This window comes from Mitsuaria sp. RG (assembly GCF_028369275.1).
Taxonomy (GTDB): Bacteria; Pseudomonadota; Gammaproteobacteria; order Pseudomonadales; family Pseudomonadaceae; genus Aquipseudomonas; species Aquipseudomonas peradeniyensis.
Genome location: NZ_JAQMYQ010000006.1, coordinates 64,731 through 91,557 on the forward strand (window position 1 = coordinate 64,731; position 26,827 = coordinate 91,557).

A 26,827-nucleotide genomic window follows, 5' to 3' on the forward strand; every position below is an offset into this window, starting at 1 on the left:
AGCCGTTACACCTATGTAGCCATCGCTTAAGCAGGCGAACTGTTGGCTATAGCTCACTTGGCGAAAAAATATAAGGATGGCGTTTCGCTCACCTATCGTACTTATTGATCTTCATGAGCGGGCTGCGCGCCAGGGAGAACAAGGTGAGCATTACGTTTGTTGTTTCTGGGCATGAACAAAATACGTCAAACCTCAGGGTGCCGTTGCAACTGCCGGCCGGATTGACTGACGGAACGATAAAGTACTCGGTTCAGGTAGCGGTGCGTCGCGGTACCGGTAGCGAAGTGTCGCTCAACGTCGACCCGGATAAGGACGTAATGGCTGTGCATATCGCCAACGGTCCCGTGCTGCTACTAAACCCGCAGACCGCGAGCGAACTGTTTCTTGCTCAGCAGAGTTCGGCATCCCGAGGCGCTCAGGGCACAGACAGCATACGGATCCCCGCGCAACTGGCATGGGATGGTCATGCTGAAGTTCAGAGGCAGACCCGTGGTCCGTCACGTGGGCCGATAGGCAAGGTGCTCGTTAAACTGATCCAGGTCATCACCGGTGTCGGTAAAGATAACGTTGTGGATACCGCGGCTGCGCTGGCATCGAGAGCTGTCGACAGCCAGGTCGATCCCGGCCTCTACAAACTCACTGCCAAAGCGCTTAAAGCTCTCAAGGGCAGCACCCCGGCCACAGAAATTGCCATTAGCGGCAAGCCTATTCTGGTACTGCTGCACGGCACTTTCTCCACTACCCAGGGCACTTTCGGCAAGCTTTGGGTCGATCATCCAGAGAAAGTTCGGCGTTTGTTTGATGCCTACAACGGCGTCTACGCTCTGGACCACGCAACTTTGACCGCCAGCCCGATTCAGAACGCCATGGAATTGGCCCGGGCGCTCCCCCAAGATACAGTGATGCACTTGCTTTCACACTCGCGGGGCGGACTTGTCGGCGAGGTTCTGGTCAAAGTCTGCAACGGTGGCGACCGTCTTCAGCAGAGCTTCGATGAATTGGCCGAAGGCGATGAATACAAGGTTCAACGCGGTGATCTGCAAGAGCTGATCAAGCTGGTCAACGAAAAGAACCTCAAGGTCACGCGTTTCGTGCGAGTTGCCTGCCCCGCACGGGGTACGCTACTGGCTTCAAATAGACTGGATGCCTACCTTTCGGTGCTTAAATGGAGCATGGAACTGAGTGGCCTGCCGGTGGTACCTGAGCTAATCGAGTTGATCAGCGAAGTGGCACGACGGCGTAGCAACCCGTTGCTGATGCCTGGCCTTGCTGCCCAGATGCCTGACAGTCCGCTGGTCAAGTGGTTGCACCTGATTCAAGTACCGGTCGACAGCGAGTTGCGCGTCATCGCAGGTGACATGGAAGCGGACTCAGTGATCAGCTGGCTCAAGACCCTGCTCTCCGACACGTACTTCTGGACCGACAATGACTTGGTGGTGCAAACCAGCTCCATGTACGGCGGCGCCCCCAGAAGCAGGTCGGCCAGTTTTCTTCTGAATCGGGGCGGTACCGTTTCGCATTTCTCCTACTTCAGCAACGAGCGCACTGCGGCAGCCATTGTCGACGGCCTGACACTGGACAAACCCAAGGAGTTCAGTGATATCGGACCACTCTCTTGGCAGGGGCGCGATCCTGGAGGACTGCGCGGCAGCGCCAACGACAAACCTGCTGCACAGAAGCCTGCGGTATTTGTACTGCCGGGCATTCTCGGCAGCAACCTCAAGGTAGGTGATCGGCGTATCTGGCTGGGGCCATGGTTAATCAATGGTCTCGATAAACTGAGCTACCAGGAAGACGTGCAGGATAATGTCGAACCTGATGGCGCGGTGGGACTGGTTTACGAGGACCTGATCGACTACCTCAAGTCGAGCCACGAGGTGTTTGAATTTGCCTACGATTGGCGACTGCCGATGGCGCGAGAGGCTAAACGTCTCGCCGACGCAGTAGAAAAGGCCCTCGATGCCAGGTCCGGTACTCGACAGCCGGTAAGAATGCTGGCGCACTCCATGGGAGGTTTGCTGGCGCGAACGATGTTGCTTGAGTGTCCGCAAGTGTGGGCGCGCATGATGGCAGACCCGGAGGCACGCTTGTTGATGCTTGGTACACCCAATGGCGGTTCGTGGGCACCAATGCAGGTGCTGTCAGGCGATGATTCGTTCGGCAACAGCCTGGCATTCGCTGGAGCGCCGTTCTCACCACAGAACTCCCGGGCGCTGATGGCGACCTTGCCAGGATTCATCCAGTTGCAAGCCAACCTGCTCGATCCAGTGCTCAAACTGTCCGATACAGCGGTTTGGGCGAACTTGGCTGAAAAAGATCGTCAATGGTTGAAGGAGCACAGCTTGTGGCACAACCTGCGTATCCAGCAGGATTACTACGATTGGGGTGTGCCCAGCGCCGAAGTGCTGAAGGTCGCGACAGCGTGGCGCAAGGCGTTGGATGCTCAAGACTTGAGTGCCTGGCAGAGCAAGCTGTCGATGGTTGTAGGCAATGCGCAATTTACCCCCGATGGTTATGACATCAGTGCCGAAGATGGTTTCACTTACCTGGATGCATTGGGTGGCGGCGATGGCCGGGTGCCCCTGCACAGCGCTCTGCTACCCGGCGTGCAAACCTATCGATTGGACTGCGCTCACGGCGATTTGCCCAAGCAGCGAGCTGCGTACCCGGCTTTTCTCTCATTGTTACAGACCGGTCGAACCACTGAACTAAGGGAGTTGAGCGAAACAACCAGCCGTGGGGTTTCCACACGCAGATCGCTGTCCTACGTCACGAGCAGGCCGGTGCGCGCCAACCAGATCACTGTGCCAGTCAGCGCCGGTGATGTATTCGACTTGTACAGTCAGGTGATCACCCAGACGACGCGGGAAGAACTACCGCCTCTACCGGTGACGGTGATCAACTGTAACCTGAAGTTCGCCCGCGATCCGCTGATCGTTGGCCATTATGCCAGCGCCGGGCTGACCGGCAGCGAACGGGTGGTTGATGAAATGGTCGGAGGCCTGCTGGGCGATGCCTTGAAGATGAGGCTCTATCCCTCGGAACCAGGCAGCCACCAGACATTCATGAACATTGCCGCCAATGGTGACAATCCATTGCAACTACCGCGTCCCGAAGCAGCCATAGTGGTGGGCTTGGGATCAGAGGGCAAACTGACCTCCAATGACCTTATGCTGACGGTGCGTCAAGGCGTATTGGCTTGGGCCCAGCGCTTGGCTGAACAACACCGCGGTGCCCCAGTCCAGTTCGAGCTGGCCGCCGCGCTGATCGGCAGCGGCGGGGCGGGCATGTCGCCAGGGCAGTCGGCGGCGTTGATTGCCCAAGGTGTGCGCGAGGCTAACATCCGCCTTAAACGAAAGGATTGGCCGACTGTCAGCCACTTGCACTTGACCGAGCTGTACCTGGATCGCGCCACGGACGCCTGGCGAGCAGTGCAGCTGCTTGGCGAATCACGGCCGAAAGATTTCCTGGTGACGCCGACCATCAAGACCGGTACCGGCTGGCTACGTCGGCCACTGGAGGGCGGTTACCGAGGCACTCGCTACGACTTCATTTCCGCGATAACCCAATACGATGAGAATCAGTTGCCGATGATTGTCTACACCTTGGACACCCGGCGCGCTCGCGCCGAAGTTCGGGGACAATCGACGCAGGTGGCGTTGCTGCAAGAGTTGGTCAGCGCCTCGTCGAACCAGCCCTCGGCTGGCAACACTATCGGTCAAACACTGTTCAAATTGTTGGTGCCACTGGAAATGGATACCTACCTAGGTGGCACAACGGAGATGCAAATCGAACTGGACAGCTCTACTGCGGCGATTCCTTGGGAATTACTCAATACCGAGCGCGACCCGGACAGAACGACGACGGATGAACAGGAACCCTGGGCAATTCGTTGCAAGCTTCTGCGCAAGCTCCGAACCGAGAACTATCGTGAACAGGTAGTCGATGCCACCACCGAAGCCTATGTGCTGATCATCGGCGAGCCGCTCACCGACTCCAGACGCTATCCGAGACTGCCAGGTGCGCGGACCGAAGCCCTTGCCATCTGTCAACTGATGGAAAACCACTTGTCGGCCGACAGGGTGCGCTCGTTGATATCCAGCGATACCGATCCCTGCCTTGACGTCGATGCTGTAGCGGTGACCAGCGCCTTGCTGGCCCATGACTGGCGTATCGTACACATTGCAGGCCACGGCGAGCCGCCGCTGTTCGAGACCTTACCCGTGCCGAACATCGATGCCCCTTCAAAGGTTGGTGAAGCTCAGCCGAAAATGCTCAACCCACGGGGCGTCGTTTTGTCCAAAAACATCTTTCTTGGTCCTCGGGAAATGATGAGCATGCGCGTAGTGCCTGAACTGGTTTTCATCAACTGTTGCTACCTGGGCGCGATCAATCAGAGCAAATTGTTGAAGGCCGAGCATCTGAACTACGATCGTACGCGCTTCGCCGCTACGGTGGCCGAGGAGCTGATTGCCATCGGGGTGCGTTGCGTTGTCGTCGCGGGCTGGGCGGTAGACGACGAAGTAGCCCGTCTCTTTGCAACCCAGTTCTATAGCCAGGTACTGAACGGCCTTCGGTTCATTGATGCGGTGGCGTCGGCGCGTCGGGAGGCCTGGCAGGCCGCTCCCGAAGGCAACACTTGGGCAGCATTCCAGTGTTACGGCGACCCGGAATGGGTGTTCACGCGTATACCGGGAGATGCCAAGCAATCTGCTTCGGCTCCAGACCAGGGTTTCGACAGCATCGCCTCACCTCAGGCCTTGGTGCTGGCATTGGAAATCGCCATCGATGACAGCCGCTACAAGAAAGTACCCAAGACCCAGGTCATCAACATGATCGAGATCCTGGAAACCCGCTTCGCGCGTTTGTGGAGCGAGATGGGATCAGTGTGCGAAGCGTTCGCCCAAGCCTGGGCTGAAGCCGGTGAGACCAAACGTGCGATCGACTGGTTCGAGCGTGCCATCAGCGCCAACGACGGCGGCGCGAGTCTCAAAGCCAGCGAGCAATTGGGTGATTTGCGGGCGCGCCGAGCCTGGCTGAAAGCGAAAGATGCCGCCAAAGAGTCTGCGCAGGCATTGAACGCCGAGTTGAGCTCGGCCCGCGAGCAAATCACTAGTGCAATCAATATGTTGAGTGGGGTGTGTAAGGTACAGCCGACAGTGGGGCGCACCAGTCTTTGCGGAACAGCGTATAAGCGCTTGGCTTGGATAGAGCTGCTAGCCAATGACAAGCCCGCCGAACTGAGCGCCTTGCAGAAGATGGAAGACTATTTTTCCGAGGCAGAACAACGTGCTACCGCCAGCGATCCGAGCCACGCTTACGAGCCAGCCCTCGAACGCCTCGCCGCACAACTGTTCGTCGCTGAGCCCGCTCCGGTAAAGGCTGACATTTTGCGAGTCCAGGCGCAGCTCAAACCTTGGGTAGAAAGCAGTCCGGACTTCGGCAATGTGGTCGCGATGATCCTCGCCGGTCTGTATCTGGTCTTGCTTAACGGCAAACTGAAAGCCAATAGCGCTCGGTTGCTCAATGAATTCGCTGACCTGAAACGACGTGTGCCGGCGGTCTTGAAGTGGAGAGAGGTACAGATGCAGGCCGAGTTCGTGCTGGACCGCTATAAGGCCAAAGCCAGCAAAGCGGAGAAAGAGGAAGTGGCCGCGTTCAAGGACAAAATGGAGGATTGGGTCAAAACGCAGGATTGACCCGTGCGCAGGTGGTGTGGCGGTTGTATCGCGGCTGGAAAGCGTGAGCCTCTAGAGTCATTGACGCTATCAGACAAGAACGGAAGGGTGTCGGATATCACTTATATCGTGGGGGAACCTTGAGGCATGAGCATTTCTCAAAATCCTGATGTATACACGGAGGCACTCAATGACCGCTGTCTATTACTCGACCACTACGTTCCTGATGCTTTCCATAAATAAGCACCTGTACGGTGGTAAGCATTTCACGTACGTCGCAGAAGGGTTTTTCCCATACGGAAGAGGCAACCCGAAGTCATCGAACCCGCTGTTGATCTACATGGACCTGTATCAGCCTTGGCAGGACCGGGATCCCTACGACAAATTCGTGACACAACATCGAATGTCGGTTCGCAAAGGCATTCTTGCCAGGGAACAGGACAACACGATCTCCAAGCGCACAGCGAAAGACCTCAATCGAGTTGCCGACCGCATACACCTCGATTTCTTTTATCCGGTGGTTTACAGGATCAAGTCCGATATCAATTCGCTAATCAACACGCAAAGAGCAGTATTAGCAGGCTCGGGGTTGACGGGCTCATGCGAGTACCTGATTCGGGATCTCGATGATTTGGAGTTCGACATCTACTTCAATGACAATGAGTCGACCAGGTACGGGAACCTGAAAGGCGATGCCGGATGCTACGCAGGCCACGCAGATGCCGTGAATGATCTCTTGGCATGGAGTCAATGAAATTATGTTCACATACCTATCCGCGCAGAACTTTCTAAAGCTGCGAAACACTGAAGATTTCAATAACTATGTGAGTGTACTGGTACTGCTCGATGACTTGCTTTGCAGGTATGATTTGGTGCCTCGACACCCCGAGTATTTGCCATCCGGAAAGAATTTCGCGCAAATGGGAACTCCAGAGCTTCTGTCGGAACCAATGCAGCGGTGCGCCGAAAGGATATCCTCCGAGGCGTTACGCTTGAATATTGATCGTAATATTCAGGCTGCATTAACCCTGTACAATGATCGAGATAATAGGCGGGCCGATATTGTCGACTTTTTAGCCGAGCTTTCTCTGCAATACTCGGAGGTCATTCATCCGGCAATCTATCCGCATGTTGTCGGCTGACCACGTAGATCGTGTTCGTCCAGCCGGCAGATGCGCCGGCTCCAAGTGAAGCGGTTTGGCCTGCTACCAAACGCTAAACCGCTAGTTTCAAGGAGGCTCACATGCTTATCCGACTCCTGTTCTCAATGCTGTTCCTCGTAGCGGCGGTGCCGGCCAGCCAGGCAGAGGTCAAAAAACTCACGATCTACGACGATGGGGTTTCTTGTCCCGCTAACTGCGACGCACATGTCGTCTTCTCCAAAGCCATGAATGGAACAGAGTTCGCTCACAAGGAAGGTACGAAGTACAGCAAGTGCGTGAAGGGAGAAGAGTGTCGCATTTGCTTCGAGTCCGGTGAAAAGCAGTGCTTGAAGGTCATGTATCGGGGGAGTGGCCCGCACCCGGATACCTTCGACTTCACCCCGGCGTTCTATCAGCAAGCGTGCGCCAGTACACCGGCGCAGCCTCTGTTGGCGAAGGAGTGCGTAAGCTTGAGGGAAAGAGCCAAGGCATTGAGTGGGCGAATCAACTGCCTCGCTACACCGGGTGACCCCAAATGCACCGCAATCATTGCAGAGGCGAAGGCCAAACGCGAACTGGATCTCCCCAAGTACAAGCAATGTCTCCAGCTGGGGGAAGCAGCCTATAACCAACAGGTGCCGAATGCAGAGAAGCGTAAGCATGACTGCACCTACGAGCTCAATGGCACGGGCAGAAATGACGCAGGGACTAAAACCTGGAGGAAGCTGCTGCCTGCAGCGTGCAGGGCGGGGACCTACGTGGGGCGCGACGGGTTGGACTGCTGCAGCGGCAATACGTTTGCAGACGGTCCCTTAGGACGTGAATGCAGAGGCTTCTACCCGGCGCCGTAAACAGCGCGGCCAGGCTGAAAGCTGTCTCCCACAGGATCGCCCAATTTCTGGAGTTGGCGCTGTACCTGTGGGAGCGGGTTCACCCGCGAAGGGCTGCAAAGCAGCCCCAGGGAGGCGAGGTACAACACCTCAAGGCCTGATGATCAATAGATGGCCACCGGGTTGATATTGACCTGGGTCGAACCCTTGTACAGCGGCTGGCCCAACACGAACAGGAACTCGAAGGCCTTGTCGCGCACCAGGGCGCGGGTGTCGATCAGCTCCAGGTTGTAGATGCCACGCTTGGCCAGCATGAACTGGTTGACCGGGAACTCCTCACCGGTAGGGTTCGGGTAGACCTCCGAGGCCCAGGTGTCGCCGCCGAAGGCAACGATGCCCTGGTCGGCCAGCCACTCGGCCGCCGGCAGGTCGATGCCTGGCTCGGTGGCGAGGAACTGCGCGTTGTTCTTGCCAATCAGCTCCAGCCAGCCGGTGTTGAACAGCACCACGTCGCCCTTGCGCAGGGTGATGCCTTGTCGTTTCAGCACCGCCTTGATGTCGTTGACGGTGAACGACGTACCGCCCGGCACGATGGTCTTGCCGTAGTAGGCGGTCATGTCCAGCACCACGCCGCGGGTGACCATCGGCGGCACTTTCTCCACGCCGAGCTTGGTCACGCCTTCGACGGTGACGAAGTCGGCGGCTTTGTTGCCGTTGTAGTAGACGTTGTCGATACCGATATGGCCGATGCCGTTGAGCTGGGTGCCAACGCCGGTCCAGCCGTTGACCAGCTCGTCGTTGAAGCTGAACTTGTTCTTGCCCAGGGTCTGGCCGGCCTGTTCGCCGGGCTGGATGTTGTAGAGGTGGAAGCTGCGGTGGCGGAAGGCGGGCAGGTCCTTGCTGACGGGGACGGCGAGGGGGTAGGTCTTGCCGGTCTTGACCAGGGTGATGGCTTGCTTGACCACCTCGGGGGTGAGGAGGTTGGCGGCGCCGATTTCGTCGTTCGGGCCGTAGGGGGAGGATTGCCAGTCGGCGGCCAGGGTGGATTGGGCGGTGGTGGCCAGGGCCAGGGTGAGTAGCAGGGGTTTGAAGTAGTGCAAGTTGTGGGCTCCTGAACGGGAAATGGTGTCAGGGGCGGATTCTGGGTGGAGGCGGGGATGGGAAAAAGTGGTGGAAGGGACAAGGAGTTTTGCGTGTGAGTCAAGGGACAGTCCCTCCCTCAGTGCCTGCCAGGGCCTGGTTGCTGCCATGCCGGACCTATTATTCGACCGCTCTTACCCACATATGGGCAAGTATCAAGACTGCTCTCGCCCGTATTCAAGACGGCTCCCGTACCCCCTGGCGCATCGCTTCCCTAGTCTGCAACGGCCCGCATCCAGCGGTTCCCTTCAACTTCGGAAAACAGGAAGCACCTCCATGAATCTTCTGAAATCGGCATTGGCCGTCGGCCTGTGCTGCGTCGCCACATCCGGCATGGCCGCTGATGGTGAGATCAGTTTCGTCGGCTCGGTCAACGCCTCAACCTGCTCGGTCAGCGTCGGTGATGTCAACAACACCGCAAGCTCGATCGTGTCACTCGGCAACGTATCTTCCCAGTCACTGAAGAAACTAAACGATACGGCCGGCGCCGCAGCGTTCGAGCTTCATCTGCAAGCCTCGGGCGTCGAGGACGAGGACTGCGACCTAAGCGACAAGACGGCCACCGTACGGTTCCTCGGCATGAGCGGGGTTGCCGGGCCCAACGGTGAATGGCTGGGTCTTGAAAATGCCGGGAGCGACGGTGTAGCGCGCAATGTCGCGGTACAGATTCGCGACGCCGCGGGCAACGATGTACAGATGGGCCGTTCCTCCAGCGAGTACGCCAACCTGAGCGAGCCGCTGCGTTTCACCGCGAACTACATCGCCACCGGCGCCGCTACCCCAGGCACTGCCAACGCCAAGGCCTCCTTCAGCGTCGACTACAAGTAACCCGCCCCTGCACCGGGGCCAGGTCGCGCTCCGGTGCTGTCAATGTTCAGGTTCGAACTGCAATGAAAACCCTTCTTCGTGCGCGCGCGGGCGGCTTCGGCCTGCGCAGGATTTGCGTTGCACTCATCGTCTGCTGGCCAGCACTGCCGGCCAGTGCCGGCGTGATGCTCAACGGCACGCGCATCGTGCTCGGCGCGGACGAGCGCAGCGTATCAACCATCGTTTCCAACCTGGGGCGTGACGACTATGCGGTCCAGGCCTGGGTCAATGACGCCGCCGACAGCCGCGACCGCGCCAGCCCTTTCATTGCCATGCCCGCGCTGTTCAGGGTGCGTGCCGGCGAAGAACAGGTGGTGCGGATCATCAGGACACCCGGTGAATTACCAAGCGATCGTGAGTCGGTGTTCTACTTCAACGCCCAGGAAATTCCAGTGCAGAACGAGCGCCAGGACAATGCGCTCAAGGTCGCCGTGCGCACCCGAGTCAAACTCTTCTACCGCCCAAAGGGCTTGCCGGGCACCGCGTTGCAAGCCCCTGGGCAGTTGCAGTGGAAACTGATCGACCGGCCCACCGGCACGCTGCTACGGGTCAGCAACCCCAGCGCGTACCACGTCACCTTCATTGGCATTCGGGTCACGGACGGCCAGAAGCCGATCGAACTGCGGGACATCGACATGCTGGCGCCCAGATCGAGCCTGGATTACCCGCTCAAGCGTCAGGTCGGGGTGGCGGGCGCGATGGTCGAGTTCTCAACCATCAACGATCATGGCGGTTACCAGGACCCGCTGAAAGCCCGCGTCGGGTTCTGACCGCATGATCCAGGGACGAATGGCAAGGGCAGGGACGGTGCTGTTCCTGGTTATGCTGCGCGATGCCGCGGCCGGCTCACAATTCGATACCGGCTTCATGGTCGATATTGGCGGTTCGGGCTGGCAGGGTGACCTGCAGGCCATGCTGCACGAGCAGGCGTTGCCGACCGGGCGCTACCTGGTCAGTGTGCGCCTGAACCAGGAGGCAATCGGGCAACGTGAGGTCGACTTCCGGCGCATGGGCGAAGCGCTAAGCCCATGCCTGTCCCGGGCGCAGCTGGAACGGCTGGGAATCCAGTTGCCCGCCGCCATCGACGACACGGATTGTCCCGACTGGTTGGCGACACTGGAGGGAGCGTCGGTACATTTCGACAGCCGCCAACTCAGGCTCGACATCAGTGTTCCACAGGTCTACCTCAGGCACGATGCCTTGGGCTACGTGCGCCCCGAAGAGTGGGACGCAGGGATCAATGCTGGGTTTCTCAACTACCAGTTTTCCGGTTCCAGGAGTGAGTACCAGCATCAGGGCACTGATCAATACAGCCTCTACCTCAATGGTGGTTTGAACCTTGGCGCTTGGCGCCTGCGCTCCAGTTCTTCGTATCAGAAGGACGGCACCTGGGAACGCGCAGCCAGCTATCTGCAACGTGACTTGCCAGGCACCGCGGGGCAACTGCTGATCGGAGAAAGCATGACCCTGGGTGACACCCTGCAAAGCATCCCGTTTCGCGGCGTGCAACTGGCCAGCGACCTGCAAATGCTGCCGGATTCGCTGCAAGGTTACGCGCCTGTCATTCAGGGTGTTGCCCGCACTCAAGCGAAAGTCGAGGTGCGTCAGTATGGCTATTCGCTCTACAGCACCTTCGTGCCGCCAGGCGCGTTCGAGATCCGTGACCTGAACGCGGCATCCGGCAGTGGCGACCTGGAAGTGATCATCACCGAGGCCGACGGCACGCAGCAGCGTTTCACCCAGCCCTATGCAACCCTTGGCAATCTGCTACGCGACGGTACCTGGCGCTACAGCGTGACCGCCGGGCACTACCATGCGGCGAGTTCACCCGAAGCACAGCCGGGCTTCATGCTCGGTTCATATGCCCGAGGTTTGCCACGCGATTTCACCATGTCCGTGGCGGGGCTGGTGGGCGAGGGTTACCGCGCCTACCAGTTAGGTGTCGGCAAGGGGCTGGGCAGCCTGGGCGCGGTATCACTGGACGTCACTCACGCCCGGTCGGATATCTGGCCCTCGGCCGTGACCGGACAGAGCTATGGCCTGCGTTATGGCAAGGCCTTCGCCACGGGGACCAACCTGCGTTTTGCCGGCTACCGCTATTCGACCCCCGGTTACCGTGATTTCAGCGAAGTGGTGGGGGATCGTATCTGGCAGCAAGCGTTGGCTGACGACAGCCAATACAAGATGGTCAGCCGGCGCAGCCGTCTGGAGGCCAACGTTTCACAAAGCTTTGCCAGCAGCACTTCGATGTACCTGAACCTGTCCCAACAGGATTACTGGAACAGCGCGCGCCAGCAACGCCAGCTGCAGTTCGGCGTGAGCAGCCAAGTACAACGGGCCAACCTGTCGCTGCACGCCAGCAAGAGCCTGAGTGCTGACGATCAGCAAGGGCTGCAGGTAGGCCTGACCATCAGTTTCCCTCTGGGGGGCCAGAGCGCGAGGGTCAGCGTGGAGCGCGAAGCTGATGGCAGTCAGGGCCAGCATTTGGGGTTGAGTGGTTTGGCCGGTGAATACAACAACCTCAACTACAACCTCGACCTGCAGCGCAACGCACGTTCGGCCAATACCGGCTCGGCCTCTGTCGGTTACCGTGCGCCCTGGGCCGACCTTAATGCGGGGCTGAGCCACAGTAGCGACTATCGCTCGCTCAACATCGGTATGTCCGGGGCGTTGTTGGCCCACGCTGGGGGTATCCAGTTGGGGCAGCACCTGGGTGAGACCATGGCGCTGGTCGAGGTCACGGACACGCCGAATGTAGGTGTGCTGAATGCTCCCGGTGTCTTCACCGACGCTCGGGGATACAGCCTGGTGCCGTATGTTCAGCCTTACCGACGCAACCGCATCAGCCTCGACACTCGCAAGCTGGACACCAACACCGACATCGACAATGGTGTCGGTACCGTGGTCCCACGGCGCGGCGCGGTGGTGCTGGCGCGGTTCAGCGCACGGCGCAGTGACAAGGTACTGGCCACGGTGGGCTTGCCGGGTGGCACGACGGTGCCGTTTGGCGCGGCGGTGCTCGATGGCACTGGGCAGCGTGTCAGTGCCGTGGGGCCCATGGGCCAGGTACTGCTGTCCGTCGGTGAAGACCGGCATTACCGTCTGGTCTGGGGCCAGGCCGCCGATCAGCAGTGCGCCTTCAGCCTTGACCTGGCGCAGACCCGAGAACAGGACGGCCTGCGCCTGGCCGAAGTGAGTTGCGCCTCCGGATGACTGCTCATGTTGCGTCGAGGCTGGCCGCCAGCGCAGCGTTCAGGTCGTTCACCAAGGTTGCGATAGCCTGGCATTGCGCTGTCAGCGAAGGCTTTGTGGCGCCAGCCTCGATAGCTTTCTCCAGAGCTTCACAATGCTTCAGCAAGGCGTCGGACTGCATCAACTGCGCAGCGGTCTTGAACCGATGCGCCAGGCTCGCCAGCGCAGCATGGTCCTGGCAGCCGAGGGCGTCGTCCAGGGCAGAAAGATCCTGCTGGTTGGTCAGTATCAGGTTGCGCAGCAACGGTCGGCGTTTCGCTTCCGGCAGTCCTGCGAGCAACGGCACGCACAGGTCGGCAGGTTCGCTGCCGCTCGGTGCTTGCTGGGCGAAGGCCGGCGCATGCCGCGCCAGCACCACGAGACTCAGGGGCTTGAGCAGGCAGGCGTCCATGCCAGCGGCCAGGGCGGCCGCATGATCCTGGGCACGGGCACTGGCGGTAGTGCCAATAATGGTGACTGGCCGTACACGTTGCAAACGCTCAAGGCGACGGATCTCCTCCGTCAGCCCGAGGCCATCCAGCTCGGGCATGTTGCAGTCAGTAATGATCAGGTCGAAGGCATGCTGTTCCCAGCACATCAGTGCTTCGAGTCCATCGTGGGCCAAGGTCGGCTGATGGCCGAGCAGCTCGAGCTGCTCTTTGAGCAGCACCAGGCTTGGCAGATGGTCCTCGACGATCAGTATCTTCAATGGGCCGCGACCCGTTGCGGCAGGCCCGTCGAGCGCGTCAGGCATGGAGGTGGTACAGGCGGGCGCAGGTTCGGCCGGCAGCGTGAAGGTCATGCTGGTGCCGTTGCCGGATGCAGGGTCCAATACCAGGTCGCCACCCATGATGCGGGCTAGCGAGCGTGCAATCGACAGCCCGATAGCAGCGCCGCTGTTGCGCGATACGGTTCCGCGAGAGAAGGGCACGAACAGCGTCGGTAGTTCCTGTTCAGCGATACCGGGCCCGGTGTCCTGCACGCGGAGGGTGAATGCCAGCAGGCCTGCTTGCGAAGACTGACCAACGACTTGCAAGGTGACGCTGCCCTGTTCGGTGAACTTGATCGCATTGCTTATCAGGTTCGACAGCACTTGCTTGACCTTCAGCCGGTCAAGGTGCACCGCTGTATCAACATGCCCTTCGTAGGTAACGTCCAGGTCCAGGCCCTTGCGATGAGCCTGGTGGCTGAAAATCTGCAAGACGCCGTCGACCACCTGCCTCATGGTCCAGGGCGCAAGGTGCAGCCGGGTCTCGCCCGACTCGATGCTGGAGATGTCGAGGATGCCGCCCAGCAACTCCAGCAGGCTTAACGCGACATCGTGTGCCACCTGAACTTGCTGCACCGATCTTCCTGCCATGTCATTGCGTTGCAGCACAAGCTCGAGCATGCCGATGATTGCGTTCATGGGCGTACGTATTTCATGGCTCATGGTCGCCAGGAAGATTGTTTTGCTGCTGTTGGCCTGGTCGGCGGCGTCCTTGGCCTCGTGCAGCTCACCCAGTATGCGCAGTCGATCACCGATATCCAGCCAACCGCAGACCAGCCCGAAGATCTGTTGCCCGTCTTCGCGCAAGGGTTGTATCCAGTGGTAGATGTCGAGCATCTTGCCGGGTAGGGCCAGCTGCTGGTCACTCGCGCAGGGCTGGCCGGTATTGGCCACGCGGGCATAATCCAGGCGCCACTGCGCCAGTTGCGTCGGATTGAGCATGGCGTCGAGCTGCGCGCCGCTGCTTTCCAGGCTGGCCAAAGGACGGAAACTGTCGGCGTAGGCGGTGTTGAACAGCAGCAGCGCACCTTGAAGGTCGCGTACATAGATGGGGTGCGGAATGCTGTCGACAATGTTCTGGATAAGGCCAAGCCTGGCTTGCAGCGCCTTGCGTACCGTGGCTTTCCTGAAGATCAGCTTGCGCAGGTAGACGATCCACACACAGGTGATCAGCAGCAGCACGAACAGCCCGCTGAGCACCTGGTAGACCCGCAGGCTGAGGCCCGTCCAGTAAAGATTGTCGGTGGCCGCGTTGGCGCGCCAGCGGCCGGAAATGGTGGCGACTTCGTTGGGTGAGATGCGTTGCAGAGACTTTTGCAGCAGCGAGATCAGCGCCGGATTGTCCGCCGTGCTCGCAAGGCCGACCCGTGCATAGACACGAGTCAGCATATCGGCAACTTTCAATTGCCCTTCATATTTGTATGACAGGTAGTAGCGAGCCTGGTTGGCCGAGAGCAGCGTGAAATCGCTGTCTGCGTTGCTGACACTTTTCAACGCGTCGGGAACGTTGTCGGTCAGCTTCAAGGCAATCGACGGGAACTGTTCGCGCAGGTAGTCGATCAGCGCATCGGATTCGGGCAGGGCAATGCTGAGGGTCGAACCGGGAGCCAGATACGGCTGCTCCGGTGCCTCGGTGCGGGTGATCAACGCATACGGTGTGTTGATGATCGGCCGGGTGAACAGGTACTTGCGCTCTCGCGACGCTGTCTGGGAGATGATCCCCAGGTCTGCTTGGCCGCTGTCCAGCAATTGCAGCGTCTGGTGGATCGAGCGGGTGCGCACCACCTCGAAACGCAGCCCGGAGTTGATCCGCACCAACTCCAGGATGTCGGACATGGTGCCGCCGAACTGCCCCTGGCTGTCGAACAGAGCATAGGGCGCGAGGTCTTCGCTGGCGGCTATCCTGATCGGCTCGCGGCGGTTAAGCAATGCTTCTTCCTGGGCGTCGAGCGTGCTGACCTGTTCATCTTCACGGCACTTGAGCGCTGCCACCCACCAGTTGACCTGATTGATGACCTGGCAACGGCTGTGGGAGTGCAACTGCTGGTCGAGAATGGCTGCGAGCCTGCGGTTGTCGGCGGTGTAGGCGAAGCCGATACCGGTTTCGATGGCGTTGACGCTGGTGTTGGTGACCAGGAGGTTGTTGAAGCTCTGGTTCAGCAGGTACAGGGTACTGACGGTGTCACCCAGGTACGCCTGGGCCTTGCCCTTGAGCACCGCAGCGATGGCCTCGTACGGGGTAGGGTAGTTCTTCACCGTGGCCGTGCGGAACAGCTGGAACGTTTGCGCATCGATGAACCCATCGGCGGTCGAAGAGATCTCAGCTGACGCATCGCGCAGGTCGATATCCAGCAAGCTCCCAGTGGGTGAATACAGGGCGATGCGGGTATAGGCATAGGGGGCGGTGAACGCCACCTTGTAGCGCTGGGCCTCGGGCGCCGTGGCCGCGTCCACCAGGTCGACCTGGCGAGCCACCAGAGCGGCGAAGGCACTGTCCCGGCTGTCGTAGACCACGACCCGAAAGCGGATGCCCAGTGCATCCTGCAGCGCGAGCAGGTTTTCCGCGAGGATGCCTTCGAGCTGCTGGTGCTCAGTGATGATGGTGAGTGGCGGGTAGTCGGGGCTGGAGATGGCCACGGTGACCACCTGTTTCTGCGCCAGCCACGCACGATCGGGTTCGCTGACCGGGGCAGAGAAGCTCAAGGCCTGGCCACGGGAGGAAAGGGCCAGTTCCTGGGCGAGCGATGGCAAGGCAGCCAGCAGCAGGAGCGAAGCGAGGAGGGCGCGCAGGGTATTCACGGGGCAGTGTTCAGATCAGGTTCATGTCTCTGGCGATATCGGCCAGTTCGATGGTGGTGCGTACCCCCAGCTTGCGCAGGATGTTGACCTTGTGGCCGCTGATGGTCTTGTGGCTGAGGTGCAGCCGCTCGGCGATCTCCATGTTGCTCAAGCCCTGGGCCAACAACTGCAGGATCAGCATTTCCTTGTTGGTCAGGCTCTGCGTGCCGTTGTCGCTCTGTGGGTTGAAGTCCATATAGTGCGAGAGCACGTCCTTGGGGAAATACAGGTAGCCGTCCTGGATCGTCTTCAGGCCGCGCAACAGGTCGTCCAGTGTTGCGCTCTTGTTGATGAAGCCACTGGCACCGGCCTGCATGCAGCGTGAGGCATAGGTGGCAGCCATCTGCGAGGTGAACACCAGTGTCTTCACTGGCAGGCTTTCAGCGTGGATGCGTTGCAACACCGAAAGGCCATCCAAGCCGTCGAGGCCAATATCCAGGATGAGGTAATCCGGGCTTAGCCGGCGCAAACTCGCCAGGGCTTCGATGCCGTCGGTGCACTCGCCCACAACGGTGTATCCGGTCTGCTCCAGAAAGGCGCTGATGGCACTGGAGAAGATCGGGTGATCGTCCACGATCAGCACGGTTATGCTCATGTCAGGTGAATCTCTGTTTCATTGAGTCGTATACGATTGAGGCGATTATAGCCTGACAGTCGCTGCCGAGTGATCTGGATTATGATAATTGCAGTCCAGGAATGTTCTTGGTGGCTAACAAGATGCGTCCTGGATAATTAATAACTTTGCCCTCTTATTCTGTTGGGGATACCGATATGCAATGCGAGGTGACAGATGAAGGGGCTGATATGGAGTTTCGTCTTGATGGTGTTGTTGCACAGCGGCGCCGCTTTCGCGCGATGCACCGGTGGTGGTGAGGATGTTTATGTAACCTTCAATATAGGTACACAGTATGTGCCACGTGATGCCCCCGTGGGTTCGGTAATTGGCACGGCCAATATGAATTATGTATACCGCCCTGCCAAGCCCTTGAATTGCGGAGTCTGGGATCCCTGGGAAGTGCGTTTCAGCAGCAACATGCCAGTTGTGCAAGGTATTCAGTTGCCACCGATGGAGAGTGGAATTGCCACTGCGACCATTGTCAAGACCAATGTGTCCGGAGTGGGGCTGGTCGCTAGCTCCGAGCCGTTGAAGAAATATAATGTTGTCAGTGGATCACCGCCGTATGTTCCTTACAAGGTAACGCTGCCTGGTTGGGCGACGGATCATGTCAGTGTCACGGCAAAATTTACCCTGGTGAAAATAAGCAATGAGATACCCGCTGGAAGCTCGAGGATAGAGAGCCCTTATTCCGCAATCGGCTACTGGTCGGTTGACAGAAAACACAGCATCTTTCTTACCGGCACGGTCGTGCGTTCCGAATGCTCTATCCAGGGGAATGCCCAGGCCTATATCGAAGTGCCCATGGGCACGATCGGTCGCCAAGTTTTCAAGGGTAAGGATAGTTTTTCCCGAAGCAACGATGTACTGATTCCGCTCACCAACTGCACACCGGGCAGTTACCCCCCCAACCAAGGCTGGAACTACTATCAGAATGCCAATGCCTGGCTCCGTCTTGATGGCGCAAAAGGCTCGACCATCGTTGATGCCGGGCGTGGTCTGTTGGGTCTCACGCCGGAATCGACCGCAAAGGGGGTCGCGGTGCAGGTACTGCGCAAGGACGGGATCACTCCTTTGCCGCTGGGCCAGCCAGTGGCAATCTCACGGCTGAGCGGCGGCAACATGAACATCGAGCTCAAGGCTCGTTATATCCAGACGTCCGATTCGTTGCTGGGCCCGGAACCGGGTTCGGCCAATGCGCGCGCGGCGTTCACTGTCACCTACAAGTAAGCCGATGCGCGGCTTTTCATCAGGAGTTGCAGGCCATGCCGACATTGAGCGTGCTTTTGCTGTGCGCCAACGCCTACAGGGTCGAGCGGTTTACCGCGCTGTTCGCACGACTGGATTTCGTTCGGCTGCAGGTGGTCACTCACGAAAGCGACTGGTCTGAGCCTCTCTGGGGACAGGAGGGACCGGACCTAGTGGTGTGCGACAGCTTGCCCGCGCGAGGAGGCATTGGTTATTTGCGTCGGTTGTGCGAGCACAGCGGTTTTTTTTCGGTGATCGAATGTGAGGCGTTGGCAGCCCCCATCCGCTGGGGGCTCAACCATTTTCGTGTGCAGGCGGGCAAATATTTCGTGGGCAGCTACGATGCGTTGGCGGCAGCGCAAATCGATGGATTGCTGTTCAAGGCGTTGACGGTCAAGCGAACGGTGAGGCGCCATAATCTCGGTAGCCTGCCACGTTCATCGCGGGAAGTGATGAACGATTGGAGAGAGGCGTTGGATATTGACCAGGCTCTGGATCAGCAGCAAATCGTGGCTTTCTATCAGCCACAGGTCTGTTTGAGGAGTGGGCGCATCTGCGGTATCGAAGTGCTTGCCCGCTGGCGGCATCCACAAAAGGGGGTGTTGGGGCCGCAGGCTTTTCTCGACCTGATTGATACGCCGCAACGCCATGCCCGACTGCTGGACTGCCTGTTGCAGCAGGGGTTGAAACTGCAAAAGCACCTGCAATTGAGCGCTTCGGGGGAGTGGCTGGTGTTTTCCTACAACATCGAGCCCAGCCAGTTGGACGAAGAAGGTTTCGCCAGCCGAATCCTCCGGCATATCGAGCAGGCCGGCGTACCTTGCAGCCAGGTCATGCTCGAAGTGACCGAGCGTGACCCATTGGCGCTGAACCTCAACAGCATCGAGAACATCAGCCAACTGGTGAAGAGCGGAGTAGGGCTGGCGCTGGATGACTTTGGTACGGGCCACTCGACACTTGCGCGGTTGGCGCGCATTCCGTTTGCCCAGGTCAAGCTCGACGCAGGATTCGTTGCCCACGTGAACAGCCTGCGGGAGACACGGGTTGTTGAAGCGCTGGTAGGTCTGGCGCAAACGATGGGCTTCGAACTGATAGCCGAAGGCATCGAAACAGAGAAGCAGCGGCTGCATCTGCAACGGCTGGGTGTGGATGTGGGCCAAGGCTTCCTGATGTACAAGCCGATGAGTTGCAACGATCTGCTCGAGGTCCTGGTTACCAGTCTCGCGATCTTGCGCTTGGGCTGATAGGTCAATGCCAATTTGATGGTGGGGCAAGACTGTCGATTGCGAAGTGCCTGATGCATCTTGTCATTTGCAATAGCTTAGGGCAGGGTCGATGCCATGGACCTCTCTGCCAAAGGAACCGCACCATGTCGAAGATCTATCCCGGTATCGATCCCGAAGGGCTGGTCGAGTATTCGGTGGTCTACACGGACCGCTCGCTCAACCACATGTCCCAGTCGTTCCAAGGTGTGATGAAGAACATCTCAACCACCCTGAAACTGGTCTACAACGCCCAGGCTGTTGCGGTGGTTCCGGGCAGTGGCACGTTCGGCATGGAAGCGGTAGCACGGCAGTTTGCCACCGGCCAGCAATGCCTGGTGCTACGTAACGGCTGGTTCAGTTATCGCTGGAGCCAGATCCTTGAAATGGGCAACATTCCGGCGGCGACAACGGTGCTGAAAGCCCGGCCGGTTGAAGCAGGGCGCCAAGCTGCCTACGCCCCGGCCCCTCTGGACGAAGTGTTGGCGGCCATTGCGTCGCAGAAGCCGCAGATTGTCTTCGCCCCCCACGTTGAAACGTCATCAGGGATCATCCTGCCTGATGAATACCTGCGGGCCGTGGGCGACGCCGTGCATGCGGTGGGTGGCCTGTTCGTGCTGGACTGCATCGCCTCCGGCGCGATCTGGGTTGATATGCACAAATGTGCGGTCGACCTGCTGATCAGCGCACCGCAGAAAGGCTGGAGCGCCTCACCTTGCTGCGCCCTGGTGATGCTCAGCGCGTTGGCCCTGGAGCGCATCGAATCGACGCAAAGCACCAGCTTCGCCTGCGACTTGAAGAAGTGGCTTCAGATCATGCAGGCCTATGAGCAGGGCGGCCACGCCTACCATGCGACCATGCCCAGCGATGCCCTCGCGCGGTTCAACGAAGTGATGAAAGAGACGCAAGCCTACGGTTTCGACAAGGTCTGCGACGAACAACAGGCCCTGGGTGATCGGGTGCGCGCAATGATGACCCGCAAAGGTATCAAGAGCGTGGCCGCAGTGGGCTTTCAGGCCCCTGGCGTGGTGGTGAGCTACACCGATGATGCCGATATCAAGACTGGTAAGAAGTTTGTCAGCCACGGCCTGCAGATTGCTGCCGGCGTGCCGTTGCAATGCGACGAGCCGGCCGACTTCCAGACCTTCCGCATCGGCCTGTTTGGGCTGGAAAAGCTGCACAATATCGAGCGTACGGTCAGCACTCTGGAGCAGGCGCTGGACGAGGTGATGGTTAACTAGGCGCTCGGTGGGAGAACTTGCAATGACAACAGACGATGCGAGGTCCCGATTCGAAGTAAAGCTTCTTCGTCCGTTAAAGCCCGGTGATGACAGGTCGTGGGCGTTTGCAGTTCTTCCAAGGGACGCGAGTGAACGGCTACCGAGGCGGGGAAGGACATCCGTTGACGGCACGATCAATGGGCATCCTTTCCGGGCAACCCTGGAGCCCGATGGTCAGCTGAGCCATTGGCTGAAGGTCGGTAGCGAGTTACTCGACGCGGCAGGTGTGGCCGTCGGCGATATCGTTACCCTCGAATTGGTCCCTGTGAAGAAGGAGCCCGAGCCTGACATCCCAGCGGATTTCGAGGAAGCCCTGGCAACCATGCCTGAGGCTAGAAAGGTTTGGAACAGTACGACGACCCTCGCGCGGGTGGACTGGATCCACTGGATTACCTCAGCGAAGCAGCTCAAGACGCGTGAAAAGCGAATAGGTGATGCCTGCGAGATGCTTGCGACCGGCAAGAAGGCGGTTTGCTGCTTCGACTCGTCCGGCTACTACAGCAAAGCATTTCGGGCGCCCGAGGCAGAAGATTGATCCGTGGTGCAGCCCGGGAGCTTCCAGCCCTATGTTGACGACAAGAGAACACTTTTTATGTGCTCTGAATCGGATTTTCCCTCTTCTCTGTAGTCCATTTCCGAAACATACTCCCAGCGCCTTACAGCCCATTGCAGCACTCCTATCAGCCATCTAGTCTCGCCAAGTCGCTACCAAACCCGCGACACGGCTTTGACAGGCCGTTGCTGATAGAAGGACTGCACGTTGTCGCTTATGGCGGCTGTACGTGGGGCACCTCGTGTGCGCCGGGTTCCTTCATCCTCGGTCTGTCAACCCACGTACCGCTGCCACCATTCTGTTTGACAGCAGGATCTTGGCGGTTCAATCCCGATGAAGGAGTGTAACCATGCTAAAGATCGTTCCTGACCCACCGCTACACGACAAATACACCACCCACACCCTCGAGGACCTCCTGGTCCAGATCTCCGAATACCTCGTCTGCGCCCTGACCGTCAGCCAGCAAACCGTCCTGCTCCACGCCAAACCGCCAGGCCAGGTCCTGACCCTCGCCGCCATGCACGAAATTGACAGCGCCCGCACCTTGGTGGAAGTGGCGCTGAGTCGTGTGCAATCGCGGCATTGACCTTGGCGAGCCTGGGCTCGCATTTGATGTTAACCGATCAGGCCCCGCGTCGTTCGCGGGGCCGCAGGAGGAATGGTATGGGTAACGAATTGCAGATCCCGCGCGTCAGGAAGCTCGCAACCACGGGCGTCGGGCGTTTCGGCGAGGCTGCAGAGGAGGGCGGTCAAGACCCGCTGTTCCGTGTTATGGCGGGCGATGACGGTTTAGAAAGTACAGGATTGCATCGGCACTGGCCTGTACTGGATGAACGCCGGCTATGGTCGTAGCGGAGTCGCTGAGGCCATGTCTAGCCGAGGCCTCCACTGCAGCTGGAACTTGAGCTCGTTTATAGCCCGATCCAGGTCGGCGGCCTCGACCATGGCGAAGGTGAACTTGTCGGGGCGCACAACGGCTACCGCTCCGCTGGAAAACCCCGAACGCTTGAACCAAGCGACCATCTCACCTTGCACGTCCTCGATCTCAACCAATTCACTGGTATTGGTGGGATTGATACCGGCGCCCTGTGGACGGGTACCGAACGGGAAGAGGGTGACGAAGCGTGAATCCTGGATCTCTAGCAGTTGCCGGGAGGCCTGACTCAAGTGTGCGCGTGGATCGATCTCCAGACCTATCAAGGCAAAACCGTCGCCCAACAGGTCATCGAGCAATACGCGCTGGCCCTTGAAAGTGCGGACTTCGGGTTGCGGAATCATCCGGCCTTCCGGGGAGCGCCGATGGCGGCGTGGCATGCCCAGATAGCTGTCATGGGCATAGGTCGGGGCCGGTTTGAAACGGCCTTCACGAACATAGCGGCCAAGAAATGGCGTCGCCAGGACGGTCTTGACCAGCAGATTGCGCATCAGGCTGGAAACGGGGCTGGACATCGAGACGAAGTCTTTCATCTGTACCGAGATGTCGATCATCGCCTTGGCATGATGGAAGCGTTCGGTGCCATACGTGTCGAGCAGGCGATCACCTGCCAGGCCCTTGATCACGGCGTCGATTTTCCAAGCCAGGTTGTAGGCGTCGCGTACACCGGAGCTCATACCCTGGCCCATGAACTGTGGCGTCATGTGCGCTGCATCGCCAGCAATCAGCACCCGGCCCTTGCGCCAATCCTTCGCCACCAAAGCATTGAAGGTGTAGACCAGTTTGCGCTTGATTTCGAATTTGTCCGGATCGACATAACGACTGATGAGGTTGCGCACAACTGTCGGATCTTCCATCTGGTCGCGGGCTTGGCCGGGCATCAGCATGAATTCGAATCGATGAAAACGCCCCGGCTGCGGGCAGCAGACGGTCGGGCAATCCGGGTCGCAGATGAAGCTGAAGTAGGGCAAGTGACGCAAGGCATCCTCGCCTTCTTTCATCTCCAGGTCGACTACCAGCCACGGTTCAGGAAAGTTTTTTCCGCTCATGGCAATGCCCAAGGCTTCGCGAACGGTACTGCGACCACCGTCCGCACCCACCAGATAGCGCCCGCGAACAGTCTGCGGGTCGGGATCGATTTCAGATTCAGTACACGCATCGCTTGCTTCGCTGAAGCGGAAGGTGCTGGTGGCCTGATGGGTTACGGTAACGCCATGCTCATCCTGTTCGAACCGGGTGAGTTCACGCCCACGTGCAATTCGCACATTGGGATAACGGCTGAGTAGATCGCTGAGGGTGGTTTCCATCCAGGGCTGGTACAGAAAGTTGATGATCGGCCAGCCATAAGGGCGATCGAGGCGCCAGTACTGACCCAGAACCTTGCCGCTGGCAAGCACCCACTGCGCCGGCGTGTCGACCTGCATATTGACCGCCAGTTCGGCGGCAACACCGGCAGCTTGCATGACACGCATGCACTCGTCATCGGTGTAGACCGCCCGGGCATTGCCGTAGAACGTCGGTTCGCGCTCCAGTACCAGCACCGATAGGCCGCGTTTGCCCAGCAGGTGCGCCAGCGTCGCGCCAGTCGGCCCGAGGCCAGAAATGATCACATCGACGGTTGGTACCGAATCGTTTTTATTGTTCATGTCGATGCCTCTCTAAGAGCGGTGAATACTCAGGTTTGAGCAACGAGCGCATGCCGCGGATGAAGTTGCCCAGATTGTTGATTAGCGTGTGCCAGGTACCGCTTTTCTGCGGGCGATGGCCCCAGAGGCTGATGCCCTGATATGACGTCGTGCGCCACTTTGCTTCCTCGACCACCATGGCGTTGCAACCCAGTTCCAGCTCGAAACCGCTAGGGCTCATCACGTAGAAGGACTGCTCACGGTCATTGGGGTGTTCACCGATTTCATGAGCCATTTCAAAGCCGAGTTTTCGGCAGCGTAAATAGGCGTCGGTCAGTTCGCTGGCAGATGTGGTCAATAGGTTCATGTGCTGCACGCGGGTGCGTATCGGATCCATCGGCAGGCTACGCAGGCGTGCGATAGCGATAGAGTGGTGACGCTCGTTGACCCTGAGAAAATCGATATCCAGCGTCAGTCCGGCAATGTGCTCAACGATATGGTCGCTGATACGGGCATCAAATATTTCCTCCCAGAAGCGTTGCATCTGTTGTGGCTTGCGTGAGGTGATCGCCAGATGGCCCATTCCGGCCGCACCGGTAATGAAGCCAGCACTAAGCATGTTCAGTGGTTTGTCTGTCAGTAGCGGCTCCCAGAACAGTTCGACGGCCATGCGTTTGGGGCCAAGCACCCGCCAGAATTTTTTCACCCCGCGATGCGCGGCTTCATCCGGTAGTCCGGGATGCGCCTCAATGCCCAGGCGCTGCAAGCGATTCAGGACTTCGTCGAGGGTCGCCTCGTCACGCAATTGCCAGCCCACGGCCAGAAAGTCTTCCTGCCGGCCACGCTGGACAATGATGCGCCGTTGGTGCTGATCCATGCGAAAGGCCAGGGTCTGTTCGTCAAAGAAAGCCAAGTGCAGGCCAATGCCATGCTGGAGTAACTCACGCCATTGATCGAGGTGGCAGGACTCGATCAGCGCGTAACCCATGCTGCTGGCACCGAAAATGTCCGGCGTTGTACGGGTGGTCATCACTTGATTGTTCATGGCAGCGGCTCAGCGTGCAGAACGGCTGGCGAGGAACGCCAAGGTCACGGCATTGAACTCGTCCGCGCGCTCCCACTGCACCCAGTGTCCGGTTCTGCTGAACAGGTAGAGATTGCAATCGGGCATACGGCTGCGTAGGGCCTCGCCGCCGCTGGGACGGTTGACCTTGTCCTCCGTGCCCCAAAGTACCAAGGTCGGAACCTGGCAATGCTTGATACGTGAGTCGCGAGTGAAGTCCCAGCGCGAAAAACGAGGGATTCCAATGGGGCGGCGCAGGGGTGGTGCGGCAATGACTTGCGGATCGATGCTGGCCTCGTAACGTTCCTGGATCATCTTGTCGCTGACCTGGCTGCCGTCGTACACCAAATATTCGCGGATGAATCGGGTGATCTTGGCCAGCGTCGGACCTTCGCCGTTGTAGTAGTCGAGCAGCAGTTTGAGACCGGGCGTCGGCAGGCTGCGAGTGGTGTTGACGCCGCCGGGCCCCATCAGCACCAGTGCCGATACCCGGCCAGGTGCATCCAGGGCCATGCGCAGGGCGCAGGCACCACCCAATGAGTTGCCTACCACATGGGCGCTACGGATATTGAGGGCATCAAGCAGGCCGAGCATCGCTCCCGCCAAATCGCCAAACGGGTCTTTGCGATCGACGCCTTTAGTGGATCGACCATAACCGGGCATGTCGACGACGATGACCCGAAACTGCACGGCCAGTGATTCGATATTGCGCGAGTAGTTGGATAGGCCGGACGCCCCCGCACCGCCACCGTGAAGCATCAACAACGGATGCCCGCCCCCCGTTTCGCTGATGAATATCTGTCGTCGACCCACTTGCACCGTTCGTGAGGTCAAGGCGGGGAGAGGTTCTTTATTGTTCATTGTCAGCTCCTGGCGTAAGTCAATTCGACCCGGGCAGCGGGTTGGTACCTTGAAAAGACTCTAACACCAACGATCATATTTGAACAATAGTGTTCAATTGCATTTTGAGCGGACGATGAAAAGCCTGGTCTGTCAGCGATGTCGTCGATCAAAAGCAGGAAGGGCAATCTGGGACTGGCGGGATGTTCAGGTGGGAGAGCAGAGTGCGCAGACCCTGCCCGCGGAGTGAGGGCGGGCAAAGTCTTGGTAGGAAAACATCAGATCGCGAGTGCCGGGAGATCCTGAGTGGCAACGCTGCGCGCTTCATCGGCTGGCACCCCGAGCGCTCTCAGCACGAATTCGGCCATATCTGAGCCCGCATCGCGCCAGGTCTTTTGCCCCTGAAGTACAAGCATCGTCGCACCCAGGACGCCTCCACCGATCAGCGCCATCACCGAAGGCAATTGCTCCTGCCGAAAGCTGTACTGCTCACTTATCAGGCCACTGAGCACATCGTGCATGGGCGGGCCGCTCCACATCTGCTGCAGCGTCTCGTTGCTGGCCCCGTATCGCACGATGAAGCCACCCCAGTGCGGTTCTTCATGGGCGCGGCGGATATACAGGCGGATACCGGTGGCCAGGCGAACGGCGGGTGTTGCTTCGGGATCCGCGCTGCGTGCGGCCCTGTCGTTCATTTCGGCACTGAGTTGGCTGGCGACATCCTCGAAGAGCGACTCCACCGAGTTTAGGTTGTTGTAGATCGTGCCGCGGGCCACGCCAGCAATTTGTGCCAGTTCGCTGACATTGACTTCTTCCACACGCTTCTCGACAAACAGCCGGATCGCTGCCTCATGGATGCGCTTCTGCACGGGAGTGAGTTTCAAAGGTAGGAGCTCCGTCGAGGATTTCTG

Annotated in this window: 20 protein-coding genes; 13 read left to right on the top strand and 7 right to left on the bottom strand. The window is 59.1% G+C overall.

From position 1 onward, the window contains the following. Positions 1-113 precede the first annotated feature (113 nt). From POF53_RS05490 to POF53_RS05505, 4 genes are all read left to right on the top strand, one after another. Entirely contained in the window at positions 114-5,699 is a 5,586-nt protein-coding gene (locus POF53_RS05490; protein WP_498966705.1) for a DUF7379 domain-containing protein, read from the top strand. Between the two features lie 169 nt (positions 5,700-5,868). After that, positions 5,869-6,432, top strand: a complete 564-nt coding sequence (locus POF53_RS05495; RefSeq protein WP_498966707.1) for a hypothetical protein — start codon at positions 5,869-5,871, stop codon at positions 6,430-6,432. A gap of 4 nt (positions 6,433-6,436) precedes the next feature. After that, complete coding sequence (locus POF53_RS05500; RefSeq protein ID WP_498966709.1) at positions 6,437-6,820, top strand: hypothetical protein; 384 nt, start codon at positions 6,437-6,439, stop codon at positions 6,818-6,820. 101 nt (positions 6,821-6,921) lie between these two features. Next, positions 6,922-7,671 carry a hypothetical protein gene (locus POF53_RS05505; RefSeq protein ID WP_498966711.1) on the top strand — a complete coding sequence of 250 codons (750 nt, stop codon included), beginning with the start codon at positions 6,922-6,924 and terminating at the stop codon, positions 7,669-7,671. Positions 7,672-7,814: 143 nt separating this feature from the next. Here POF53_RS05505 and POF53_RS05510 read toward each other — a convergent pair whose 3' ends face one another. Beyond that, on the bottom strand, positions 7,815-8,750 hold the full coding sequence (locus POF53_RS05510) for a cyclase family protein (RefSeq protein WP_498966713.1): 936 nt from the start codon (positions 8,748-8,750) through the stop codon (positions 7,815-7,817). 316 nt (positions 8,751-9,066) lie between these two features. On the opposite strand from POF53_RS05510, the gene POF53_RS05515 reads away from it, so the two are divergent. From POF53_RS05515 to POF53_RS05525, 3 genes are all read left to right on the top strand, one after another. Then, on the top strand, positions 9,067-9,618 hold the full coding sequence (locus POF53_RS05515; protein ID WP_110737120.1) for a fimbrial protein: 552 nt from the start codon (positions 9,067-9,069) through the stop codon (positions 9,616-9,618). A 62-nt stretch (positions 9,619-9,680) separates the two neighbouring features. Continuing rightward, positions 9,681-10,427: a fimbrial biogenesis chaperone gene (locus POF53_RS05520; protein ID WP_254463691.1), complete on the top strand. Its 747-nt coding sequence runs from the start codon at positions 9,681-9,683 to the stop codon at positions 10,425-10,427. Between the two features lie 37 nt (positions 10,428-10,464). Then, complete coding sequence (locus tag POF53_RS05525; protein ID WP_498966716.1) at positions 10,465-12,870, top strand: fimbria/pilus outer membrane usher protein; 2,406 nt, start codon at positions 10,465-10,467, stop codon at positions 12,868-12,870. 4 nt (positions 12,871-12,874) lie between these two features. Here POF53_RS05525 and POF53_RS05530 read toward each other — a convergent pair whose 3' ends face one another. Both POF53_RS05530 and POF53_RS05535 read right to left on the bottom strand, forming a co-directional pair. Next, complete coding sequence (locus tag POF53_RS05530) at positions 12,875-16,456, bottom strand: transporter substrate-binding domain-containing protein (RefSeq protein ID WP_498966718.1); 3,582 nt, start codon at positions 16,454-16,456, stop codon at positions 12,875-12,877. 10 nt (positions 16,457-16,466) lie between these two features. Further along, entirely contained in the window at positions 16,467-17,090 is a 624-nt protein-coding gene (locus POF53_RS05535) for a response regulator (protein WP_498966720.1), read from the bottom strand. A 225-nt stretch (positions 17,091-17,315) separates the two neighbouring features. Here POF53_RS05535 and POF53_RS05540 point away from each other — a divergent pair, with 225 nt between their 5' ends. From POF53_RS05540 to POF53_RS05565, 6 genes are all read left to right on the top strand, one after another. Continuing rightward, on the top strand, positions 17,316-18,341 hold the full coding sequence (locus POF53_RS05540) for a fimbrial protein (protein WP_498966799.1): 1,026 nt from the start codon (positions 17,316-17,318) through the stop codon (positions 18,339-18,341). A gap of 35 nt (positions 18,342-18,376) precedes the next feature. Next, positions 18,377-19,603, top strand: coding sequence for an EAL domain-containing protein (locus tag POF53_RS05545; protein WP_498966722.1), 1,227 nt, complete (start codon positions 18,377-18,379; stop codon positions 19,601-19,603). A gap of 125 nt (positions 19,604-19,728) precedes the next feature. Continuing rightward, positions 19,729-20,862 carry a pyridoxal-phosphate-dependent aminotransferase family protein gene (locus POF53_RS05550; protein ID WP_498966724.1) on the top strand — a complete coding sequence of 378 codons (1,134 nt, stop codon included), beginning with the start codon at positions 19,729-19,731 and terminating at the stop codon, positions 20,860-20,862. 22 nt (positions 20,863-20,884) lie between these two features. Next, positions 20,885-21,436 (top strand): YdeI/OmpD-associated family protein, encoded by a 552-nt coding sequence (locus POF53_RS05555; protein WP_203646467.1) that lies wholly within the window; start codon positions 20,885-20,887, stop codon positions 21,434-21,436. Positions 21,437-21,803: 367 nt separating this feature from the next. Beyond that, the gene (locus POF53_RS05560; RefSeq protein ID WP_028688843.1) at positions 21,804-22,040 is read left to right on the top strand and encodes a hypothetical protein; all 237 of its coding nucleotides are present in this window, start codon (positions 21,804-21,806) and stop codon (positions 22,038-22,040) included. Positions 22,041-22,117: 77 nt separating this feature from the next. Beyond that, positions 22,118-22,306: a hypothetical protein gene (locus POF53_RS05565; protein WP_498966726.1), complete on the top strand. Its 189-nt coding sequence runs from the start codon at positions 22,118-22,120 to the stop codon at positions 22,304-22,306. Here POF53_RS05565 and mhpA read toward each other — a convergent pair. From mhpA to POF53_RS05585, 4 genes are all read right to left on the bottom strand, one after another. Next, positions 22,295-24,034 (bottom strand): bifunctional 3-(3-hydroxy-phenyl)propionate/3-hydroxycinnamic acid hydroxylase MhpA, encoded by a 1,740-nt coding sequence (gene mhpA / locus POF53_RS05570; protein ID WP_498966728.1) that lies wholly within the window; start codon positions 24,032-24,034, stop codon positions 22,295-22,297. The two genes, POF53_RS05565 and mhpA, sit on opposite strands and share 12 nt — an antisense overlap. Continuing rightward, positions 24,024-25,058: a VOC family protein gene (locus POF53_RS05575; RefSeq protein WP_498966730.1), complete on the bottom strand. Its 1,035-nt coding sequence runs from the start codon at positions 25,056-25,058 to the stop codon at positions 24,024-24,026. The genes mhpA and POF53_RS05575 overlap by 11 nt, the downstream gene beginning before the upstream one ends. A gap of 9 nt (positions 25,059-25,067) precedes the next feature. Continuing rightward, complete coding sequence (locus POF53_RS05580) at positions 25,068-25,937, bottom strand: alpha/beta fold hydrolase (RefSeq protein ID WP_498966732.1); 870 nt, start codon at positions 25,935-25,937, stop codon at positions 25,068-25,070. 257 nt (positions 25,938-26,194) lie between these two features. After that, positions 26,195-26,800 (bottom strand): TetR/AcrR family transcriptional regulator, encoded by a 606-nt coding sequence (locus POF53_RS05585; protein WP_498966734.1) that lies wholly within the window; start codon positions 26,798-26,800, stop codon positions 26,195-26,197. Positions 26,801-26,827: the final 27 nt, after the last annotated feature.

Excerpts from the sequence above, each read along its gene's own strand:
- POF53_RS05490 (WP_498966705.1), top strand. The coding sequence starts at position 114 with ATGAGCGGGCTGCGCGCCAGGGAGAACAAGGTGAGCATTACGTTTGTT.
- POF53_RS05495 (WP_498966707.1), top strand. The coding sequence starts at position 5,869 with ATGACCGCTGTCTATTACTCGACCACTACGTTCCTGATGCTTTCCATA.
- POF53_RS05500 (WP_498966709.1), top strand. The coding sequence starts at position 6,437 with ATGTTCACATACCTATCCGCGCAGAACTTTCTAAAGCTGCGAAACACT.
- POF53_RS05505 (WP_498966711.1), top strand. The coding sequence starts at position 6,922 with ATGCTTATCCGACTCCTGTTCTCAATGCTGTTCCTCGTAGCGGCGGTG.
- POF53_RS05515 (WP_110737120.1), top strand. The coding sequence starts at position 9,067 with ATGAATCTTCTGAAATCGGCATTGGCCGTCGGCCTGTGCTGCGTCGCC.
- POF53_RS05520 (WP_254463691.1), top strand. The coding sequence starts at position 9,681 with ATGAAAACCCTTCTTCGTGCGCGCGCGGGCGGCTTCGGCCTGCGCAGG.
- POF53_RS05535 (WP_498966720.1), bottom strand. The coding sequence starts at position 17,090 with ATGAGCATAACCGTGCTGATCGTGGACGATCACCCGATCTTCTCCAGT.
- POF53_RS05540 (WP_498966799.1), top strand. The coding sequence starts at position 17,316 with ATGGTGTTGTTGCACAGCGGCGCCGCTTTCGCGCGATGCACCGGTGGT.
- POF53_RS05545 (WP_498966722.1), top strand. The coding sequence starts at position 18,377 with ATGCCGACATTGAGCGTGCTTTTGCTGTGCGCCAACGCCTACAGGGTC.
- POF53_RS05550 (WP_498966724.1), top strand. The coding sequence starts at position 19,729 with ATGTCGAAGATCTATCCCGGTATCGATCCCGAAGGGCTGGTCGAGTAT.
- POF53_RS05555 (WP_203646467.1), top strand. The coding sequence starts at position 20,885 with ATGACAACAGACGATGCGAGGTCCCGATTCGAAGTAAAGCTTCTTCGT.
- POF53_RS05560 (WP_028688843.1), top strand. The coding sequence starts at position 21,804 with ATGCTAAAGATCGTTCCTGACCCACCGCTACACGACAAATACACCACC.
- POF53_RS05565 (WP_498966726.1), top strand. The coding sequence starts at position 22,118 with ATGGGTAACGAATTGCAGATCCCGCGCGTCAGGAAGCTCGCAACCACG.
- mhpA (WP_498966728.1), bottom strand. The coding sequence starts at position 24,034 with ATGAACAATAAAAACGATTCGGTACCAACCGTCGATGTGATCATTTCT.
- POF53_RS05575 (WP_498966730.1), bottom strand. The coding sequence starts at position 25,058 with ATGAACAATCAAGTGATGACCACCCGTACAACGCCGGACATTTTCGGT.
- POF53_RS05580 (WP_498966732.1), bottom strand. The coding sequence starts at position 25,937 with ATGAACAATAAAGAACCTCTCCCCGCCTTGACCTCACGAACGGTGCAA.